The following is a 16,333-nucleotide window of genomic DNA, read 5'->3' on the forward strand; positions in this document are numbered from 1 at the left end:
GGTGCCGGCGGGCCGCTCCGGTCGGCCGGCTCGACGGCGTACCTGCCGCCCGGCGCAGCGCGCCGCTCCGCCGGTTCGACGGGAGGCCGGCCGAGCCCGGCGGCTCGGGGCGCCCCTGGCTCGCCAGCCGGTTCGACCAGGCGGGGGACGCCGCCGCGCGTCGACGCGGTGCGGGGACCACCCGGCACCGGCGCAGCACCGGCTCCGGACGGGCTTCCGGTGGCGGGAAGATCACCGCGTGGCCCGGCGCCGGCCGGTGGTGCGACCGCGCCGTGCCGCCCCGGTACGACCGGTGGCGGCCCACCGTGCCGCCCGCCGCCGCCCGTACCTTCGGTGCCGAACGGCGGACCGGAGGGGCCCGCGCCGGAGCGGCCCCGGGCGACCCGGCCGCCGTCCCGGAGGTCCTCGGTCGACGGCGCTCCGTGCCGGGCCGGTCCCGGCTGCCCGCCGTCGATGCTGTCCGGCCCGGACGGTGGCCGGTTGGCCGCCCTGCCCGGCCCGCCCGCCGAACCGCCTACCGGTCCCAGCCCGGTGACCGGACCTGGTCCGCCGGCCGACCGGCCGCCCCGCTCTGCCGAACCAGCCGGAATCGGCGGAGAACCGGGCGCACCGGCGTCGGACGCCGGAGCTGGCGGCCCGTATCCGGCGGCCGGGGTGACCGGGCGGACCCCGGACCGGCCGGCCTTGCGGATCCAGTCCGCCGGCCGCTCCGGATGGCCCGGCGGGCGGGTCTCCCGCTCCCCGGCGGCGTGTTCGCCACCCGGGGCGGCCTGTGCCGCCACGCCGGGCGGTCCACTGACTGCCGCATGTGCACCGGCGCCGGTGGAGTGCGCTCCACCGGCCGGGTACGTCCCACCGGCTGCGGGATGCGCACCGGGGTCTGCGGAGTGCGCCCCACCGGGGGCGTGCGTACCGGTCCCCGGGGAGTAGCCGCCCGGGCCGGAAGGCGTACCGGTGCCGGCGGCGTGGGCGCCGGAGGGCGGCGGGGCGGCACCGGGGCGGCGCGCGCCCAGGACCGGACCGCCGCGTCCCGGCCCGCCCGGGTCACGCTCGGGTGCACCCGGACGGCCCGGTGCGGCCGCAGCGGGCGGAACCGGTGGCGCGTTGCCGGAGGCCGGTACGACGAACTCCCCGCCGGTGGGCGCGGCCGGTGCCCCGAACCGTCCGCCGGGACCGGCCGGGCTGCCCGGACCGGCGAAATCACCGGGCGCGAGTCCGGCCGACCGGCCGTGCCGGCCGTCGCCGGGTTCTGTGGGCGGCGCCCCCCGGCGTGCCGGGGACGGCTCCTCGCCCCGGGCACCCGCTGCCCGCCGCCCCGCACCCGGTTCGACCGGGGCAGCGCCGTGCCGCGGCTGGTGCCCGGCGGACGGTACCGGCTCACCCGGCCACGGTGTGGCGCCGGGCCGCACCGCAGGCTCGCCCCGGTCACCGGCCGGGCGACGCTCCGGTGGCCCGGACCAGGCCGTCGGGTGGACCGGCTCGGCCGCGCGACCCGGCCGACCGGGCGGCGGCGCTGGCACGACCGGCGGCACCACGGACGGCGGCGTCGGCGGTACGCCCGGGGGCCTCGGCTCGGCGCGCGGCGGCTGGGGCCCGGCGCCCCGGGCGGGCTGGGCCGGGTCCGTCGGCTCCGCTGCCCGCCGGGGCGGTACCGGTGCTCCCGGCTCCGGCTCGTCGCCCCGACGGCGACCGGGGCCGGCGATCGGATCCGCCGACGGCGCACCGGGAGGCGGCACCGATCCGGTGTCGTCCGGTCCCGCCTCCGGCAACCGCTCGTAGGCGGCGGGGACCCGGGCCGGCGGGTCAGCCGGGCTGGTGCCGTCGGCCGGACCGATATCGACCTTCTGCTCCTTGGCGGTACGCAGGTCGGTGATCCAGCCCAGCTCCTCGCCGCTGACCTCAGGCTCCGCGGGCGGAGCCTCCTCCGACCTGCCCCGGCCCCAGCGGCGTCCCTTGCCCCGTGGTTCCCGCCGCTCGTCGTGGCCGTCCTCGCCCCGGTCCGAACCGCGCGATCTCACTGGTGTTCCTCCCCCTCGGATGTCCCGCCGCCATCTGCTGTCACCGTGCCGTGCCCGGCGTCCTCCGGCACCGCGCCGCGCCCGGGATCTTCTGTCGCCCTGCCCGACACCGCATCGTCCGGCGCCGCGCCGCTCACGGCATCCTCTGGCACCTTGCCCGGCACCGCCTCTTCCGGCGCCGCGCCAGCCGCCTGACGACCTCGACGGGCGCGGCTGCCGCCCACGGCACCCTCGGGCACCTTGCCGTGCACGGTCTGCTCCGGCACGCTGCCGGACGACGCCGCTGCCGTCGGCCCCCTGCCGGGTCCGCCCCCACCCCCGGCCCGCTCCCCGGCGCCTGTGGGCACTTCTCCGTCGGCGCCGGGCGGGTGTACGGCCTCGCGGGCCGGCGGGCGTACGCCGTCGGTGGGCGGCGGTGCGGGCTGTCCCCGGACGATCCGGCGCAGCAGTGGCAGCCGGGTGCCGACGGCACGCTCCGCACCGTGTCCGCTCGGCCGGTAGTAGTCCACTCCGACGAGGTCGTCCGGGGCGTACTGCTGGGTGACCACCCCCCGGTGGTCGTCGTGCGGATAGCGGTAACCGGTGCCGTGCCCCAGCCCGCGCGCTCCGGAATAGTGGGCGTCGCGCAGCGCCCGGGGCACCGAACCGCCCCGACCGGCCCGTACGTCGCCGATCGCCGCGCCGATCGCCGTGGTCGCCGAGTTGGACTTCGGTGCGGTGGCCATGTGGATCACGGCATGGGCGAGGTTGAGCTGCGCCTCGGGCAGGCCGACGTACTCCACGGCGTGCGCCGCGGCGGTGGCCACGCTCAGCGCGGTGGGGTCGGCCATCCCGACGTCCTCACTTGCGAAGATCACGATCCGCCGGGCGATGAACCGGGCGTCCTCGCCGGCCACCAGCATCCGGGCCAGCCAGTGCAGCGCGGCGTCCACATCGGAGCCCCGCATGCTCTTGATGAACGCGCTCACCACGTCGTAGTGGGCATCGCCGTCCCGGTCGTAGCGGACCGCCGCCACGTCGACAGCCTGCTCGGCGGTGGCCAGGTTGATGACGGTCTCGCCCAGCGCCGTGGCCGAGCCGGCCGCCGCCTCCAGCGCGGTGAGCGCCTTGCGCACGTCTCCGCCGGCGAGCCGGACCAGGTGCTCCTCGGCATCGGGGGCGAGGGTGAGCGCGCCGGCCAGTCCGCGCTCGTCGGCGACGGCGCGGCGGAGCAGACCCCGTACCGCGTTGTCGTCCAGCGGTTGCAGGGTGAGCAGTACGCACCGGGACAGCAGCGGCGAGATGACCGAGAAGTACGGGTTCTCCGTGGTCGCCGCCAGCAGGGTGACCGTACGGTCCTCGACCGCGGCCAGCAGGGAGTCCTGCTGCGTCTTGCTGAACCGGTGCACCTCGTCGATGAACAGCACCGTCGGGCGCCCGCCGGCCCGCCGCTCGCGACGGGCGGTGTCGATCACCGCACGGACGTCCTTGACCCCGGCGGAGAGCGCCGACATCGCCACGAAGCGCCGCTCGGTGGCGTGGGCCACCAGGTGGGCGATGGTGGTCTTGCCGCTGCCCGGCGGCCCCCAGAGGATCACCGACATCGGTGACGTACCCGTCACGAGCTGTCGCAGCGGCGCGCCGGGCGCGAGCAGATGGTCCTGTCCGACCAGCTCGTCCAGGCTGGCCGGACGCATCCGGACCGGCAGCGGCGAATCGACGGAGGGTACGGTGAAGCCGTCGGCGGCGGTCCCGGCCGGCGCGGAGCGCCCACCGGCGGGATCGACGAGAGAGAATAGGCCGTCGGACTCCATCAGGAAGACACTACCGGCCCGGTTTCCGGTGCCGGAAATGCACCGATAACCGGGCCGGTCGTGATTCCGACGGACATCAGCCCCGACCTGGCCGGCGGCCCCGGTACCACCGGCCACCACCGCCGGCGGTGCCCGGGCCCCGGCCCACTCCGGCGAGGTAGAGGGCGAGACAGAGCAGTCCGATCAGCACCAGGGTGGGGAAGTTGAACAGGTCGGGCGCGCCCAGGTTCTCGTCGAACAGATCCAGCAGCAGCGCAAGGGCGAAAACTCCGGCGGCGATGTAGGCGAGCATGCGTTCCTCCCGGCGGGGGTCCCAGTAGGTCGGCCAGGATGTACCCGACGGCGCCGCCGGCCAATCCACCGGCACCGGACGGCTCCACGCGTGGCTCGGCTGCACCGGCCCGCCCGTCCGGACCTCGGTGGCGGTCGGTCAGGCGACCGGCTCCGGCTCGGCCGGCTCTGGTCGGGCCGGAGGGGCCGCACGGCGGGTCGCCCACCAGGCGGGCAGGTAGAGCGGTGCAGCGGCGGCCAGTACGACCCCGCCGACCACCATCGCCGTGCGCACCGAGGTCGCCGCGGCCAGGGAGGTGAGCACGACGCCGCCGAGCGCGCCGGCCGGCTGGGCCACCATCGAGTTCAGCGAGATGACGCTGTTCCGGTACGGGCCGTCGACCTGCCGGTGCAGCAGTCCGGAGTGCAGCGGGTTGGACGCGCCGTGCACGGCGTAACAGAGCAGGTAGGCCGCGATGATCCCGACCGGCCCGGCGAGTAGTCCCATCGCGACAACCGTGGCCCCCTGGAGGATCCGGAGCAGCCCGGCGCTGAGCGGCACGCCCAGCCACCGGCTCGCGTACGCGATCAGCGCCGCGCCGCCGGCCGAGGCGAGCCAGGCCACCGAGGCGGTCGGTCCGAGCAGCGCCGCCGCCCGGTCCGGGTCGCCCAGCACCTCGGCGAGCCGGACCGGCAGCAGCGCCTCGAAGGTGACCATCCCGAAGCCCCAGAACAACTCCACCGCGATCAGCGCGAGCACGATCCGGGAACGGCGGACCAGTCCGAGTGCGCCGCCGATCACGCCCGGCACCGCCCGGAGCGAGGTGCGCAGCGCGGCGACACCGGCGGCCGGGCGCACCTCCACCAGCAGCAGGAGCAGGGCGACCAGGCCGACGACCTCCAGGGCGATCGACGCCAGCACCGGCAGGCTGAGCGCGCTGACTCCGCCGAGCGGACCGAGCGCGACGAGGCCACCGCTGAGCAGCGCGCCGGCGCTGATGCAGACACCGAGGACGACTCCGCCGGCACTGAGTCCCCGCTCGATCGGCGCCTCCGGATCGGCGGCCAGGGCGGCGTCGACGTACCAGGACTCGAGCGGGCCGCTGTCCAGGGCCCGGAAGATCCCCAGGAGTACGAAGGCGAGGAGGAACAGCACGAAGGAGTCGGCCACCAGCAGGAGCAGCAGCAGCGATCCGAGGTTGACCAGCCCGGCCGCGACCAGCAGGGGTTTGCGGCCCAGTGCATCGGCGAGCCCGGCGGTCGGCAGCTCCAGCGCGAGCACCACCAGTCCCTGCGCCGCGGCGACGACCCCGACCTGCGGGAGGCTGAGCCCGCGTTCCAGCATCAGCAGTATGAGCACGGGAATCTGCAGCCCGACGGGCAGCCAGCGCAGCCCGTGCAGGATCAGGTAACGCCGCCGGACCTGCCGGCCGGTCAGTGCGGTCACGACCGCTCCCCCTTCTCGGCGACGCCCCCGGCCAGGGGAATCGGCCCTCGTACCGGAAAGCTGTGCAGGTAGAGCAGAACCTGCTCGGTGCCGTCACCGGGCTCGGGCAGGTTCGCGCCGTCGACCGTCGGCACGGCGTGCCGGTAGCGGTCGACCACCGCGAGCAGTTCCTCGTTGAGCTGCCGCAACTGCGGCGGGGTCAGCCGGAGCAGCACGTCGGAGAAGCTCGCCGCGTCACGCCACTCGGCCGGGTAGTCGCGCTGCTCGGTGATCCACCGCTCGGTCAGGTCGGCGTGCAGCCGTACCGCGTTCCGGTGCAGCCAGTCCGCGGCGGCCAGCGCGTCCGGGTCGCCGGCGAAGTCGTCCCGGCGCCAACTGCTGAACTGGTGCGCCGCCCGCCACCAGCGCTGCCGTCCGGACCCCCGGTCCGACTCCTCCACCACCAGCCCGGCATCGGCGAGCTGCCGCAGGTGATAGCTGGTGGCGCCGGTGTTGGTGCCGAGTGCCTCGGCCAGCCGGGTCGCGGTGGCCGGGCCGTCCGAGCGGAGTGCGATCAGCAGCCGGGCGCGCAGCGGATGGGCCAGCACCCGGATCTGGGTGCTGTCCAGGGTCACCACCGAGGGCGACTGCTCGGCAGGACGGGACGACTCAGGTTCCATGGATGCACAATAACTGTGCACAGATTCTATGCACAATAGTTGTGCATAGAATCTGTGCATGAGATCGGCACTCCGGCCGGAGCCGGCGGGCAGCGCAGAGATCAGGTGGGCGGGGAACAGCCGAGGAAGTTCAGCGGTCCGGCGTGGTGGGCGGAGCCGGAGACCATACAGGCGTACCGGCCGGATCCGTGGACCCGGCCGGTACGCCGTCAGTAGGCACCGTCCCCGCCTCCCATCGGGAGGGCATCATCGCCCGCCGGTCAGCCGCCCGGGAACGTGTTGGGGTCGACCTCGCTGGTCCGCGCGTTGCCACCCGCGACCGGAGTCAGCGTGATCGTCCAGATCGTGTACTGGCTGGAGGTGGTGGTGAACTTGAAGGTGTCCTCGAAGCGCTGGAAGTTGCAGTTCCGGCTGAACGCCTTGGCCCGGCCGTCCCAGTCCTTGCCACCGGTCATGTAGATCCGGTAGGTGCCGTCCTTGATCGAGGAGACGGTGTGCTTGCCCTTGGCCCGGACGTAGACGCTGACCGTCGGGGTCTTGGCGCTGCCCAGCACCAGGTTGATGACCGCATCGCTGCTGCCGCCATTTTCGATCTTGAGCTGTCCCTGGCCGCTGCGCACCCGCTTGAGGTACGCACCGTTGCCCAGCCGCCGGTTGCTGTCCGCCGTCTTCTTCGGCACGAACGTGCCGACCTGGTACGGCTGCGCCGGGTCCGCCGCCGCCAGCGCCTGCTGCGCGGTGCGTACGTCTTCGGCGGCCGGATCCCGGCTGAGCCGGGCCAGCGCCGACGAGCCGAGGCAGACCTCACCGGCCCCGGCGGCGGAGCCGGTCTCGGTGATCGAGTCGACCATGCCCTCCAGCCCGCGCAGCAGGTCGGCGTGTGCCGTCGCGGCGTTCTGCGGCGGCACCACACCGGACAGTGCGGTGATCTGCTGGTCGAGCGCCCGGCCGATGGTGCCGGCGGCGGTACCCACCGCCTTGGGGTTCTTGGCCGAGCCGAGCTGGGTGAAGCCCGGCGCCACCGCCTTGTCGACCTCGGCCAGCAGCGCCTGGTATTCCTGGGCGCTGATCGGCGCGGCGCTCGGCGAGGGCTCCCCGCCCTGGCCGGAGGCCGTCCGGCCCGAGGGCGACCCCTCGGAGTCCCGGTTACCGGCCCAGATCAGCAGCGGCACCGCCAGCGCGACCAGCAGGACCACGGCGACGGCACCGCCGACGATGGCGATGATCTTGCCGCGCCCGGGCTTGGCGGGCGGTGGTGGCGGGAACGCACCGAACTGCGGCGGCCCACCGAACGGCGGCCCAGGCGGGCCGGCCCCGAACGGCGCGGTCGGCGGACCTGACACCGGCGGCGGCGCACCGAACGGCGCGGTCGGCGGGCCCGAAACCGGCGGGGTGCCGTAGGGACCGGTCGGCGGAGCCGAGACCGGCGGGCCGGCGCCGAACGGCGTGGTGGGCGGGGCGGAGACCGGCGGCGGCGCGCCGAACGGCGTGGTCGGCGGGGCCGAGACCGGCGGCGGCGCGCCGAACGGCGTGGTCGGCGGGGCCGAGACCGGCGGCGGCGCGCCGAACGGGGTGGTCGGCGGGGCCGACGTCACCGGCGGGACCGGACCGGGCGTACCGAAGGGGGCGGCTCCGAAGCTGGCGGGGACCGCACCGCCTCCGCCCGGCACGATCCGGATCTGGACGTACGCGTCCCGGGGCGGGCCGCCGGGCACGGTCGCCGGTCCGATGCCGGGCAGCCGCAGCACGGTGCCGTCACCGAGCCCGGCCGGGATCCGCAATGGGATGCTCTGGCCCGACCAGGGCAGGACGACGGTCTTGACGACCTCGGATCCCGCCTCGCTCGGGTCCAAGTCGATGATCAAATCAGGGTTGGGCGCCATGGACCGAGTATGAGCATCCGAAGCAAATCAATTGCCGCCCACCCCCGGCCGTCCCGGGCCCGTCGCCCGGGCCGCTGCCTCCCGAGACGCCGCAGGACGTCTCGGGAGGCAGCGGCCCGGCTGTCTCAGGAGGGCTCGACCGGGGCGGCGACCCCGGCGGTGCCGCCATGCGACGGTGCCGCCGGCTTCGGCTTGGCGTCGATGCCCGCCTCGGCCCGCTGCTGCGCGGTGATCGGGGTCGGCGCGCTGGTCAGCGGATCGAACCCGCCCCGGGTCTTCGGGAAGGCGATCACCTCGCGGATCGAGTCGGCCCCGGCCAGCAGCATGCAGACCCGGTCCCAGCCGAACGCGATGCCGCCGTGCGGCGGCGGGCCGTACTTGAACGCCTCCAGCAGGAAGCCGAACTTGTCGGCCGCGTCCTCCGGGCTGATCCCGAGCAGGTCGAAGACCCGACGCTGCACGTCGGCCCGGTGGATACGGATCGAGCCGCCGCCGATCTCGTTGCCGTTGCAGACGATGTCGTACGCGTACGCCAGCGCCCGGTCCGGCGCCTCCTCGAACCGGTCCACCCAGTCGGCGTTCGGCGAGGTGAACGGGTGGTGCACGGCGGTCCAGCCGCCCGCCCTGCCGTTCTCGGCGTCGGAGGCCGGCTCGAACATCGGCGCGTCGACCACCCAGCAGAACGCCCAGGCGCTCTCGTCGACCAGACCGGCCCGCTTGGCGATCTCGATCCGGGCCGCGCCGAGCAACTCCTGCGCCTCGCGCCGCTGCGCGCTCGCGGCGAAGAAGACCGCGTCGCCCGGCTTCGCCCCGACCGCGTCGGCCAGCCCGGCCAGGTGCTCGGCCGACAGGTTCTTGGCCACCGGCCCCCGGGCCTCGCCCGACTCGGCGTCGAGCACCACGTACGCCAGGCCACGGGCGCCGCGTGCCTTCGCCCAGTCCTGCCAGCCGTCGAGTTCCTTGCGGCTCTGCCCGGCGCCGCCCGGCATCACCACGGCGCCGACGTAGCCACCGGCGTCGATCGCCCCGGCGAAGACCCGGAACTCGGTGCCGCGCAGGTAGTCGGTCAGCTCGGTCAGCTCGACCCCGTAGCGCAGGTCGGGCTTGTCGGAGCCGTACCGGTCCATGGCGTCGTGCCAGGTGATCCGGGGAATCGGCCGGCTGATCTCGTGCCCGGCCAGCTCCCGCCAGAGCGTGGCGACGATCTCCTCACCGAGGTCGATCACGTCGTCCTCGGTGACGAACGACATCTCGATGTCGAGCTGGGTGAACTCCGGCTGCCGGTCGGCCCGGAAGTCCTCGTCCCGGTAGCAGCGGGCGATCTGGTAATAGCGCTCCATCCCGCCGACCATCAGCAACTGCTTGAAGAGCTGCGGGGACTGCGGCAGGGCGTACCAGGTGCCGGGCTGGAGGCGTACCGGCACCAGGAAGTCGCGGGCGCCCTCCGGCGTCGACCGGGTCAGGGTCGGCGTCTCGATCTCCAGGAAATCGCGGGAGTGCAGCACACCCCGGGCGAGCTGGTTGGCCGCCGAGCGCAGCCGCATCGCCCGGGCCGGGCCGCTGCGCCGCAGGTCGAGGTAGCGGTATTTGAGGCGTACGTCGTCGCCCGCCTCCACCTGGTCGTCCACCGGCAGCGGCAGCGGCGCCGCCTCGGAGAGGATCTCCAGGCGGTCGACCGTCACCTCGATCTCGCCGGTGGCCAGTTCGGGGTTGTCGTTGCCCTCGGGGCGGCGGGTCACCTCGCCGGTGACCCGGACGCAGAACTCGTTGCGCAGCGCGTGCGCCGAATCCATCCCCTCGCGGAAGACCACCTGCACGACGCCGGAGGCGTCCCGCAGGTCGACGAAGATGACTCCGCCGTGGTCCCGCCGGCGGGCGACCCAGCCGGCGAGGGTCACCGTGCGGCCGGCGTCGCTCGCGCGCAGGGTGCCGGCATCATGGGTACGGATCACGACAGGTGTCTCCTCACGTCTGTCCGGGCGGTCCGGGCTGCTGCCCTGACATTCTGTCAGGACGGTCCGGACCGCCCGGCGCCCCACCCGCCCGGTCCCCGCACACCGGCCGGGTACGCCCACCGGCCGTCCGGCGCGTTCCGCGGGTTCCCGTGGCGGCCGGTCCCACCCAGACGACGCCCGGTTCGTACGTGCGTTCGAGCGGGGTTAGCATGACCGCATGACGTCCGGTGCCTACCAGCCCTCGATGCTGGACCTCGCCAGCGGCGACGGGATCGCCGGGGACGGCGCCACGCTCGGCCCGCTGGCCGGAGCACTCCGTCGGCACGAGCTGACCTCCGGCGCCTGGGTCGACCATCTGCCCGGTTGGGTCCGGGGCTCCGATGCCGTGCTGCGCACCCTGCTCGACGACGTCGACTGGCAGGCCGAGCGCCGCCGGATGTACGACGGGGTGGTCGACGTCCCCCGGCTGCTCCGCTGGTACGCCGGCGGCGAACCGCTCCCGCACCCGGTGCTCGGCACCGCCCGGTCACGGCTCAGCCGGCACTACGCCGCCGAGCTGGGCGAGCCGTTCGTCACCGCCGGGATGTGTCTCTACCGCGACGGGCGGGACAGCGTCGCCTGGCACGGTGACACCCACGGCCGCTCGGCCCGCGAGGACACCATGGTCGCGATCCTCTCCTTCGGCTCGCCCCGGCCGTTGCTGCTGCGCCCGCGCGGCGGCGGCGCGAGCCTGCGCTTCCCGCTCGGGCACGGCGACCTGATCGTGATGGGCGGCTCCTGCCAACGCACCTGGGAGCACGCCGTGCCGAAGACGTCCCGGCCGGTCGGTCCCCGGGTCAGCGTGCAGTTCCGGCCGGTCGGCGTGGCCTGAGGAGGGCCCGGCGGAGCCCCACCACCGGGGACCCCGCCGGACAGCTCGACGCCGTCAACCCTGCTAGATGTCGTCGTGCCAGGGCCTGGTGTCCGAGACGAGGGTACGGATCTGCCCGACAGTGGCGTCCGGGGCGAGGATCGCCGCGCGCCATCGCCGGATCATCGTGGTCGCCTCCCGGACCACGGTCCGCAGTTCGGAAACCTCCCGGGTCGCCTTCTCCACCTGCTGCCGGGCGACGATCGTCTCCGCCTCCAGCTCCGCGACCCGGAGCTTGAGCGGTTGGACCAGGGTGAGTGCGGTGTCGGTAAGTACGTCGGCGGCGTCCGCCCGGAACCTGCGCCGTTGCAGCAGGACGGCGGCAGCCGAGGCGACCCCGCCACCCCCACCGAGGATGCCGATGGTGGAGAGCAGGATCTGGACCCAGGGCGGGCCCGACTCAGCTGGCACTGGAGCGGTCATGGGGGCCTCCCTCTACAAGTGTCGGTACCTCGACGGCGGCCCGCTGCTGTTGTGCCTGGGCCATCCGGTAGAGGTCCCAGGTGATCTGCACACACCGCCACCACGAGGCGACGGCCACCGCGGCGATGAACAGACCGGCGGTGAGCCCCGCGCGGCCGGAGATGGCGAAGATAGCTATGGCGTACATCCCGGTGACGGCGCCGAACGACAGCAGTGCCCCGAGTTCCACGCCCATACCGATGGCGAGTTGCCCCCGCCAGGCGACCCCGCACAGGCCCGCGACGCCGGCGACGATGAGGCCGACCGCCCAGACCTGTTCCAGCAGAGTGGGCATGGCGATCGAGACCGACCGGGGACGGCTGTCCAGCACGACCAGCAGCACTCCGCAGACGACGGCGGTGGCCAGCGAGGTCACCTCGAACGGGTGCCGGCCGGAGACCACCCTGGCGTGCCGGATCCGCCAGCGCTGCCCGGGACGCGGGACCGTCCGCTCAGGCATGCCGGACCGGCCGGCCATTGTCGAACCAGACGTTGGACGCTTCCCAGCTCACTCCCTTATGGGCAACGCTGGTGACGATCCCGGTCCGGTAGTTCCGGCCGAACACGTTGCCCCGGAACACCACCGACGAGGCGGCCAGGTCCGGACGGATCCCGATGGTGTAGGTGCCGCCGTCGCAGTAGTTCCCCTCGAAGCGGAGGTTGTGCACGGCGAACCCGAGGGAGAGGCAGGAGTTCATCGTCTCCGCCGTACTCGGCCGCCAGGCGTCCAGCCGGTTGTGTCGGATGAGCACGTCGCCCGCGCCGATGGCCCGGATGCAGTCGTTGTGCGAACCGGGCTCCCCGGCCAGGTCGTGGATCCACGAGTCAACGACCTTGACCCGGGAACCGATCCAGAGTCCGTCCTGGACGGAATGGAGGTTGACCCGGCGCAGCGTGTAGTCGTCGAAGCAGACGCCGACCGGTGAGACTCCCCTGCCGTCGATCTCCACGTCCTCGACGACCAGGTTGACCGCCGAGTCGAAGGTCCGGATCGGAAAGGTGGTGCCGTCGGAGGTGATCCTCGACCGGCGGAGCGTGACGTTCCTGGCGTGCACGCTCACCCGTCCGGTGATGTTCAGGTCGCTGATCACCTGACCATCGCGACGCAACTCCAGGGAACCGGACGGGGTGAGGGCGGTGTCGGCCGGTACGCCGGTGGTGGCCGGCCCTGGCCAACGGGTCAGTGGTACGAGCGGTGCAGGCATGGTCTCTCCCGAACAGACCTCATGGGGTGCGGGTTACCGCGACAGGTGCACGCCCTGAACGCGCTCCGCCCGCCCCGGCGGGTCTCTATAGGTCACTGCCTGACCGCCGGCCGGGTCGCCAGGTCGATGATCGACGGACTCGGTCACCCCGGATATCACTCATGTTACAGATGTACCGGTCATGAGACATTTGCTCAGGCAGACAAATCACGGACAGCTCGGGGCATCCGCGCAGCGTGCGCCCCATCGACGACCACTGGGGAGGGTTCCGGCCGAGCGGGCTCGGCGGGGTCAGCCGGCCCGCTACCCGTGCTCGCGCCGCCGGGTCTCGTTCCACCGCTCGACGAGCGCGGCCATCTCGTCCTGGACGAAGAACAGGAAGTCGCGCATGTCGGCCAGCCGGGTACCGGACGGCGACACGTCGCCGCCGACCGCCAGTACACCCTGGTGCATCAGGTCGCCGAGTTTCTGGTAGACCCCGCTCTGCACCGCCGCCGTGTACCAGATGTCGTCCGGGGCGTGGTAGCGGTCCCGCCGGGAGTTCGGCACCGGCTCCCGCACCACCAGGTTGACGTGCAGCAGATAACGCAGTGCGCCGGAGATCGCGGCGGCGCTGACGCCGAGCCGCTCGGCGATCTCCCCGGCGGTCAGCCCGGGCTCGTCGGTCACCATCAGGGCACCCAGCACCCGGGCCGCCATCCGGGGTACGCCCAGATCGCTGAAGGACAACGCGAACTGCTCGACGAAACGGCGTACGGCCTCCTCGTCGCGCGGAACGTCGATTCGCGTCATTTTCGTCCTTCGCTCGTTTCTGAAGATCGTGTAATTGTGCCTCAACACCGCGTGAGCGGACCAACGGCTCCAGCCGCGCCCGTCGGGGCGCGGCTGGCGGGGCGGTACGGGCGGCCGGGGGCAGGTACCCGGCGACTGCCGGGACGGTACGGGTCAGAGTGCCAGGTCGCGGCGCCGGAACAGGGCCAGGCCGGCGGCGCCCAGCGCCACTGCCACCACTGCCAGCAGCACCAGCGGGGTCGCCGAGACCTCGGCGGACGGCAGTGCCGGTACGTGACTGAACGGTGAGACGTCCCGCACCGCCTGGGGCAGGTTGAGCAGCTCGCCGAACTGACCGAAGATCAGGCTGACGGCGAAGCCGAGCCAGCCCAGCCCGACGGCCAGCCGGGGCAGCAGGCCGAAGACCAGCACGACGTACCCGATCATGATCAGCGCCGGCGCGGTCTGCACCAGCGCGGCGGCGCCGAGGTCGGGCAGCCGGTCGGAGAGGTCGCCGGCGCTCAGCCCGGCGACCAGGCCGGCCGAGACGCCCGCGAGCAGCAGCAGGAAGACCGCGCCCAGGGCCGCGACGAGCAGGTGGCTGCCCAGCCAGCGCAGCCGGCCGGTGGCGGTGGCGAGCAGCGGCTCCGCCCGCCCGCCGGCCTCCTCGGCCCGGACCCGCAGCATCGCCTGCACCACGTAGCCGGCCACCATCGCCCCGACCATGGCCAGCATCGCGGTGAAGAACGAGTCGGCCAGGGCCCCCTCGCCGCCGAGTTCCCGGATCGTCCGTGCCGCACCCTCGTTGCCGGCGAACGCGTCCGCCACCGTGCCGGCCAGGGAGCCGATGACCACCCCGAACAGGCCGATCGCGACGGCCCAGCCGAGCAGCGTGCCGCGCTGGAGCCGCCAGGCCAGGCCGAGCGGGCTGAGCAGCGCGGTGGCGGCCCGGGCCGGTCCCGGCCGGGCGGAGATCATGCCCATCCCGACGTCCCGCCGGTCGGCCAGCACGAAGGCCGCTGCGAGCAGGGCGGCGAAGACCGCCACCGGGAGCACGAGCACCCACCAGCGGTCGTCGGCGAACGGCCGGACCAGGGTGGTCCAGCCGATCGGGGAGAGCCAGGACGGCCAGGCACTGGTCATGGTGTAGCCGTCCGGCCGCACCTCGCCGAACGCGTCGCCGAGTCCGCGTACCAGATAGGCGGCGCCGATCGCGGCGGCGGCGATCCCGTTCGCCGCCCGGGCGCCCTGGCTGAGCTGGGCGGCGACCGCCGCGATCGCACCGAAGGTCAGGCCGGCGGCGCCGACCCCGAGGCCGAACGCGATCGACCCGCCGGCCGGCAGGCCGTTGCCGATCAGCGTCAGCGCGAGCAGCGCGGCCAGCAGCAGGTTCGCCCCGGCGGTGACGATCATCGCCGCGGTCAGGCTGGCGTGCCGGCCGACCACCATCGAGCCGATCATCTCGGTACGCCCGGTCTCCTCGTTCTGCCGGGTGTGCCGGACTACGGCGAGGATGCTCATGAACCCGGCCAGCACGGCGAGGAAGGCGAGGATCTGGAAGGCCAGCATGTCGCCGTCGGTGATCCCGCTCGGCGCGTTGCGCAGCATCAGGATCGCCGGGCTCTCCGCAGCGGTACGCAACGCGGTGACCCGGTCGGCCTCGGTCGGGAACTGCTCCTGCTCGGCGGCGTACGTGAAGGCGAGCAGCGCCGTCGTACCGACGATCCACAGTGGCAGTTGGATCCGGTCGCGGCGCAGCGCGAGCCGGGTGAGCCGGGCGGTGCCGGTGAAGGTGCCGGCCATCAGACACCGGCCAGTTCGTCGCGGGCTTCCCGGCTGCCGTAGTGCCGCATGAACAGCTCCTCCAGGGAGGGCGGCGAACTCGTCAGCGCGCGCAACTCGAAGCGGTGCAGGTGTTGCAGCACCGGATCCAGCTCGGCCGAGTCGACGTCGAACCGGGCGTGCGTGCCGTCCACCAGGGCGTCGTGCACCCCGGCCAGCTCGACCAGCCCGGTGATCGGTCGGGCCGTCTCCACCGAGATGGCGGTACGGGTCAGGTGCCGCAGCTCGGCCAGGGTGCCGGACTCCACGGTCCGCCCCTGCCGGATGATGCTCACCCGGTCGCAGAGCGCCTCTACCTCGGAGAAGATGTGGCTGGAGAGCAGCACCGTCCGGCCCTGCCGCTTCACCTCGCGTACGCACTCCTGGAAGACCGCCTCCATCAGCGGGTCGAGCCCGGAGGTCGGCTCGTCGAGGATGTAGAGCTCGACGTCGGAGGCGAACGCGGCGACCACGGCGACCTTCTGCCGGTTGCCCTTCGAGTACGTCCGGGCCTTCTTGGTCGGGTCGAGTTCGAAGCGCTCCAGCAACTCGTCGCGGCGCCGCCGGTCCAGCCCGCCGCGCAGCGCCCCGAACAGGTCGATCGCCTCGCCGCCGGTCAGGTTCGGCCAGAGGTTCACGTCACCGGGCACGTACGCCAGCCGCCGGTGCAGCGCCACCGCGTCCCGCCACGGGTGCCCGCCGAGCAGGCTCACCTGGCCGGCGTCGGCCCGGAGCAGTCCCAGCAGCACCCGGATGGTGGTCGACTTCCCGGCACCGTTCGGACCGAGAAAGCCGTGCACCTCGCCGACGTCGACGGAGAGGTCCAGCCCGTCCAGTGCGCGGCTCCGGCCGAAGGACTTGACCACGCCGGAGACCGAGATAGCAGTAGTCATGGCGCCGACGCTACGCCCATTTCACAAGTTTGTGAAAACTCAGAAGCGTCAGGATTTCGTCAAGATACCGGCCCTGGTCCGCCCCTCCGCCAGGCTCCGTCCGGCCTGCCCGCCGGGGCTCCGTCCGGCCCCTCCGTCAGGCTCCGTCCGGCCCGCCCGCCGGGGCTCCGTCCGGCTGACCGATTGGCCCCGGCAAGTCGCCACCGGCGCGCGGTGGTCGTAACCTCATCGAAATCTCTGACTGAC

General features: G+C 73.7%; 13 protein-coding genes. 1 reads left to right on the forward strand and 12 read right to left on the reverse strand.

Features of this window, described 5'->3' with window-relative positions; translation table 11 throughout:
• Positions 1–2,014 precede the first annotated feature (2,014 nt).
• The 6 genes from AAH979_RS20355 to aspS form a co-directional block, all read right to left on the reverse strand.
• Positions 2,015–3,811: a replication-associated recombination protein A gene (locus AAH979_RS20355; RefSeq protein WP_346259702.1), complete on the reverse strand. Its 1,797-nt coding sequence runs from the start codon at positions 3,809–3,811 to the stop codon at positions 2,015–2,017.
• A 76-nt stretch (positions 3,812–3,887) separates the two neighbouring features.
• A complete protein-coding gene (locus tag AAH979_RS20360) occupies positions 3,888–4,178 on the reverse strand; it encodes a hypothetical protein (RefSeq protein ID WP_346259703.1) in 291 nt (96 codons plus the stop codon).
• Between the two features lie 63 nt (positions 4,179–4,241).
• Positions 4,242–5,528: an MFS transporter gene (locus AAH979_RS20365; RefSeq protein WP_346259704.1), complete on the reverse strand. Its 1,287-nt coding sequence runs from the start codon at positions 5,526–5,528 to the stop codon at positions 4,242–4,244.
• Positions 5,525–6,187, reverse strand: a complete 663-nt coding sequence (locus AAH979_RS20370) for a helix-turn-helix domain-containing protein (protein WP_346259705.1) — start codon at positions 6,185–6,187, stop codon at positions 5,525–5,527. Before AAH979_RS20370 ends, AAH979_RS20365 begins: the two co-directional genes overlap by 4 nt.
• Before the next feature lie 260 nt (positions 6,188–6,447).
• Positions 6,448–8,070 (reverse strand): hypothetical protein, encoded by a 1,623-nt coding sequence (locus AAH979_RS20375; protein WP_346259706.1) that lies wholly within the window; start codon positions 8,068–8,070, stop codon positions 6,448–6,450.
• A gap of 125 nt (positions 8,071–8,195) precedes the next feature.
• Positions 8,196–10,022: an aspartate--tRNA ligase gene (aspS, locus tag AAH979_RS20380; protein ID WP_346259707.1), complete on the reverse strand. Its 1,827-nt coding sequence runs from the start codon at positions 10,020–10,022 to the stop codon at positions 8,196–8,198.
• A gap of 220 nt (positions 10,023–10,242) precedes the next feature.
• On the opposite strand from aspS, the gene AAH979_RS20385 reads away from it, so the two are divergent.
• Entirely contained in the window at positions 10,243–10,896 is a 654-nt protein-coding gene (locus tag AAH979_RS20385) for an alpha-ketoglutarate-dependent dioxygenase AlkB (RefSeq protein ID WP_346259708.1), read from the forward strand.
• 63 nt (positions 10,897–10,959) lie between these two features.
• On the opposite strand, the gene AAH979_RS20390 is transcribed toward AAH979_RS20385, so the two are convergent.
• From AAH979_RS20390 to AAH979_RS20415, 6 genes are all read right to left on the reverse strand, one after another.
• Positions 10,960–11,358 (reverse strand): hypothetical protein, encoded by a 399-nt coding sequence (locus AAH979_RS20390; protein WP_346259709.1) that lies wholly within the window; start codon positions 11,356–11,358, stop codon positions 10,960–10,962.
• Positions 11,336–11,857, reverse strand: coding sequence for a hypothetical protein (locus AAH979_RS20395; RefSeq protein WP_346259710.1), 522 nt, complete (start codon positions 11,855–11,857; stop codon positions 11,336–11,338). Before AAH979_RS20395 ends, AAH979_RS20390 begins: the two co-directional genes overlap by 23 nt.
• Positions 11,850–12,602: a hypothetical protein gene (locus AAH979_RS20400; protein WP_346259711.1), complete on the reverse strand. Its 753-nt coding sequence runs from the start codon at positions 12,600–12,602 to the stop codon at positions 11,850–11,852. Before AAH979_RS20400 ends, AAH979_RS20395 begins: the two co-directional genes overlap by 8 nt.
• Positions 12,603–12,905: 303 nt before the next feature.
• A complete protein-coding gene (locus AAH979_RS20405; RefSeq protein ID WP_346259712.1) occupies positions 12,906–13,394 on the reverse strand; it encodes a MarR family transcriptional regulator in 489 nt (162 codons plus the stop codon).
• Positions 13,395–13,547: 153 nt separating this feature from the next.
• Positions 13,548–15,176, reverse strand: a complete 1,629-nt coding sequence (locus tag AAH979_RS20410) for an anibiotic ABC transporter (protein WP_346259713.1) — start codon at positions 15,174–15,176, stop codon at positions 13,548–13,550.
• On the reverse strand, positions 15,176–16,087 hold the full coding sequence (locus tag AAH979_RS20415; RefSeq protein WP_346259714.1) for an ABC transporter ATP-binding protein: 912 nt from the start codon (positions 16,085–16,087) through the stop codon (positions 15,176–15,178). The genes AAH979_RS20410 and AAH979_RS20415 overlap by 1 nt, the downstream gene beginning before the upstream one ends.
• Positions 16,088–16,333 lie beyond the last annotated feature (246 nt).

This window comes from Plantactinospora sp. ZYX-F-223, from assembly GCF_039649625.1.
GTDB lineage: Bacteria > Actinomycetota > Actinomycetes > Mycobacteriales > Micromonosporaceae > Plantactinospora.